General features: G+C 58.6%; 4 protein-coding genes. 3 read left to right on the forward strand and 1 reads right to left on the reverse strand.

The window, feature by feature from the left end; translation table 11 throughout:
• The 3 genes from ACIQ5B_RS10390 to ACIQ5B_RS10400 form a co-directional block, all read left to right on the forward strand.
• A partial coding sequence (locus ACIQ5B_RS10390) for a FecCD family ABC transporter permease (protein WP_397598956.1) occupies window positions 1–741 on the forward strand: 741 nt, incomplete at its 5' end.
• Window positions 738–1,514, forward strand: a complete 777-nt coding sequence (locus ACIQ5B_RS10395) for an ABC transporter ATP-binding protein (RefSeq protein WP_397598957.1) — start codon at window positions 738–740, stop codon at window positions 1,512–1,514. The genes ACIQ5B_RS10390 and ACIQ5B_RS10395, both read left to right, overlap by 4 nt.
• Window positions 1,511–2,656, forward strand: a complete 1,146-nt coding sequence (locus ACIQ5B_RS10400; protein ID WP_397598958.1) for an alkaline phosphatase D family protein — start codon at window positions 1,511–1,513, stop codon at window positions 2,654–2,656. The genes ACIQ5B_RS10395 and ACIQ5B_RS10400 overlap by 4 nt, the downstream gene beginning before the upstream one ends.
• On the opposite strand, the gene ACIQ5B_RS10405 is transcribed toward ACIQ5B_RS10400, so the two are convergent.
• On the reverse strand, window positions 2,640–4,214 hold a 1,575-nt coding region (locus ACIQ5B_RS10405; RefSeq protein ID WP_397598959.1), incomplete at its 5' end, for a PH domain-containing protein. The genes ACIQ5B_RS10400 and ACIQ5B_RS10405 overlap by 17 nt on opposite strands.

The following is a 4,214-nucleotide window of genomic DNA, read 5'->3' on the forward strand; positions in this document are numbered from 1 at the left end:
CCACTGGCCGACCCGACCGTGCTGGGGGTTTCAGCAAGTGCTGCTTTGGGCGGCGTTCTGGCGATCTTCTTAGGCATCAACCTTGTGCCCTTTGGCCTATTCGGGTGCGCTATGATTGGTGCGGGCGCCAGCATCCTTTTGCTGCTGGCAATCGGCCGCGGTGGCGGGCCGATCGGGTTCATATTGGGCGGCATGGTCTTGTCCACGCTGGCGGGTGCATTGACGGCCTTTGTCATCAGCATCGCGCCGAACCCATTTGCCGCCAGTGAAATTATAAACTGGCTGATGGGTGCGCTGACCGACCGGCTGATCGAGGATGTGCTGACCGCGCTGCCGTTCATGGCGATTGGCGTTTTGCTGTTGCTGACCACAGGCCGTGCGCTCGATGCGCTGACCTTGGGCGAGAATGGCGCCAAAAGCCTTGGTATCGACCTGTTTCGGCTCCAGTGGCTGATCGTCCTTGGCGTTGGCCTTTCGGTTGGCGCATCCGTCGCAGTATCCGGTGTCGTCGGCTTTGTCGGGCTAATCGTGCCGCACCTCATACGCAGCTTTTATGGCGAACAGCCGTCCCGCATTTTGGTGCCTTCTGCCTTGGGTGGCGCAGTTTTGACACTCATGGCAGACAGCCTTGTGCGCCTCATCCCCGGCCCCGGTGAAATGCGGCTTGGCATCGCCATGGCAGTCCTTGGCGCGCCATTCTTCCTGCTGCTGCTCTTACGTTATCGCAAGGGTCCAGCATGAACCTGAATGTCCAAAATCTCGGCTTCGCCCATGGCAGCACCGCGACGCTTGAGGGAATCAATGCCACGTTTGAAGCGGGAAGATTCAGCGTCATCCTTGGCCCCAATGGTGCAGGCAAATCGACATTGCTGGCCTGCCTTGCGGGTCTGCGAAAGCCAAACAGCGGCGCAGCAAAGCTTGGCAACGACGATATTGCGGCAATGCCCGCACCGACGCGGGCCAAGCGCATCGGACTGCTGCCGCAAGGCGCAGAAACGCATTGGGCGATCACGTCCGAGGCGTTGGTTGCGCTTGGCCGCATACCGCACTCGCGCGGCGCAGGGGCGTCGGCCGATGACCGCAGGGCCATTGCCGCAGCGATGCACGCAACCGCAACCGATGGCTTTGCGCACAGACCGATTACCCAGTTGTCGGGCGGCGAACGCGCGCGCGTATTGCTGGCGCGCGTGTTGGCGGGAGAGCCTGAATGGATCCTCGCCGACGAGCCCTTGGCGAACCTCGACCCTGGCTATCAACTCGACATTCTTGATCTGTTGCGGCAGCAGGCGCGCGGCGGCAAAGGTGTCATCGCGGTCCTGCATGATTTGCACCACGCAGTGCGCTTTGCAGACCATGTCGTGCTTCTGTATCACGGTTCGGTCTTTGCGCAGGGTGCGGTTGATGATGTCATCACCGCGCAAAACCTCGCGACCGTATACGGGATTGACGCGCTGCTTTCCAAAGGCGAGGATGGGGCAACCCAATTGTTGATTAAAGGCAAGATGCGCTCATGAAATATGCCCTCCCCATATTCGCCCTGCTTCTTTCGGGATGTGCCAGTACGGTTACACCGCCGCAGGCCGCACCAACAAGCGCGCAGGAGGCATTGCGTCCTTATTATGCCGCGCTGGAGGTCAAACTGCCCAAGGCACCAGCCAATCCTGCATTGTCTGCCGATACGGTGATTACACGTTTTGCATTCGGCAGTTGCCTCAACGAAAACCGCGATATGAAATTCTGGGACGTGATTGCCGCGCAAAATCCGCAGGCGTTTCTGTTGATCGGTGACAATGTCTATGGCGATATACGGCCAACAAATGGGGCGGACATCCCGACGCTGGCCGCGAGCTATAAAAAGCTGAACAGCCGTGTTGAATTTGACCGATTCCGCCGCAGTGTCCCCATGATGACCACATGGGATGACCATGATTATGGCGCCAATGACGCCGGCGGATCGTTCGCGTTCAAGGAATGGGCCGAAAAAGCCTATGAGACCTATTGGGGCGCATCCGACGAAGTGCGCGCACGCCCCGGCGTGTATGAAAGCCGCATCGTCGGTCCGCAGGGCAAGCGGGTGCAGTTCATCATCCTCGATGCGCGCTTTTTCCGTTCCGACCTCGCCTCCATGCCCTATCGCGATCCATCGCCTGCGCTTGGCTGGTACATCCCCAACATGGATCCCAAAGCGACGGTGCTGGGCAGTGCGCAATGGGAATGGTTGGCACAGGAACTGGATAAGCCCGCAGACGTGCGCTTCATCATTTCATCAACGCAGGTGATAACCGACGCGCATAATTTCGAAAGCTGGTCCAATTTCCCTAAAGAGCGCGACCGCCTTTATGCATTGTTGGGCCAAAAGCGAGTTAATAATGCGATATTCCTGACCGGCGACCGGCATTCCGGTGGCTTTTACAAGACCAATGCGCCGGGCCTTTCCAAACCGCTTTGGGACTTCACGTCCAGCTCGCTTAACTTCGCCTTTGGCAAAGGCGACGGCGGTGACCGCGAACCTGATCCAAGCCGGACAGGCGGTTTTTGGGGCATTGCCAACTTTGGTCAAATCGACATTGATTGGGCCGCGAAAAAGGTGGTCATGACCTTGCGCAAGGATGATGGCAGCGTGATCGAAACGCAGGTTGCTAATGCGATTGATTGATCGCTGAATAATCGACGGCAACAACCTTTTCCATAACGGCATCGCGGATAGCGACAGCAGTAGCCAGCGGCAGCGCGATCATCTCCATTGTCCCGCCAGCGATGCCGAACCGGAGCGATGCGAGGCCCTGCCGCCGCGACAGCGGGCCTTGCGCAATTTCAACGCTTTGCACCTTCACCTGAGGCGCAATCGTCATCTGTTGCCGCCACCAGCCGCGCCTCAGATACAGCTGACGGTCATCCAGCCCGAAACGATACTGCCGCCAGTCCAGCCACAAGTATACGCCCGGAAGCAACAGTAACAGCAGCAACAATGTCGTGCGACCAATGGGGACATCCGCGAAAATCACCAGCGCAGCCATGGCGGTCAACAGCACGGGCACGATGAACAAAAGCTGCGTGAACCAATGTTTTACAGCCCCGCGTTGCAGCCGTTCGTCACCATCGGGCGCAGCGATTGCGGCGGCTTGCGCGATACGCCACACTTCGTCCAGTGTCGCAAAGGGTGCGGCGACATAGTTCGCCTCTTGCTTGCTGTCCTGCGCGAGGCTGACAAATTTCAGGCTGTGCCAGCCACGGCGTTTCCGAAATGGCCCCGTTTGCACGACTGCCGCCTGCACGCGGTGTGCGGGCATGATCACATCCGTGAGCGTAAACAGACCGCGCCGACGGCGGAACCCCTTGGCAGTTTGGTCGAGCCGGAAACCATGCTCGCGTAAAATCGTGCGCACCACGCCCGTCGCAAAGCCAATGAAAATCAGGCTGGTAATGGCTCCGAAGGCCAAGATCAGCTGCGCGAACACACCAACGCCGTTGATCTGGTTCACGCTCACACCGCGTTCTTCGGCAAGCCCGATCCAATGTTTGACGTCCCAAAAATCAAAAGGCAGCAGGAAATCAAATTGCTGCGCAAGACCACCGAGCACCGCAAAAATCACGAGTGAAAAGGAATAGAGGCCAAAGACGAACACCCGCTTGCCATCCATCGCAAATATCGGGTGCGCGTCGTCTTCAACATGCTCTGGAGCGTCTGCCGCAGCGGCAACCGCCATCCCAGCCTTACGCGACCGGATAAGCGCGCGCAGGCGGTTCGCTTCGGCCAATGTGACGAAACTCAGTTTCGCATCGTCGCCATCGCCGCCACCGGTTTCAAACTTGACCTCACCCAGCCCCATCATGCGGGCGAGCGGTTTTTGTTCGATGCTGACATCCTGAATACGCTCATAGGGGATGGAGCGCGCCGTCCGGTTCAAAATCCCTTTCTCGACCCGGATATCATGTTCGCCGACGAAATATTGAAACCGCAGCCATGCCAACCAGCGAAAGAACAGACTGAATAACAGAACAGCCGCGATGACAATGGGAATGAGAACCGGATTGTCGGCTTTGCGAACACCGAAGATCGCGGCGACCATCGGAAACACCAACTGTGGAAGCCCCGAGACAAAGCCCACCAGCAAGCCGCTGATATGCAGCCGTTCGCCATCGCCTGCAGGCGTCAGATCCTCGGCCGCATCAACGGTTTCGTTCACAAGCTGTCCTGCCGGATCGCGGCGCGA

Origin of the sequence: Sphingorhabdus sp., assembly GCF_044374345.1 — a bacterium.
Taxonomy (GTDB): Bacteria; Pseudomonadota; Alphaproteobacteria; order Sphingomonadales; family Sphingomonadaceae; genus Sphingorhabdus_B.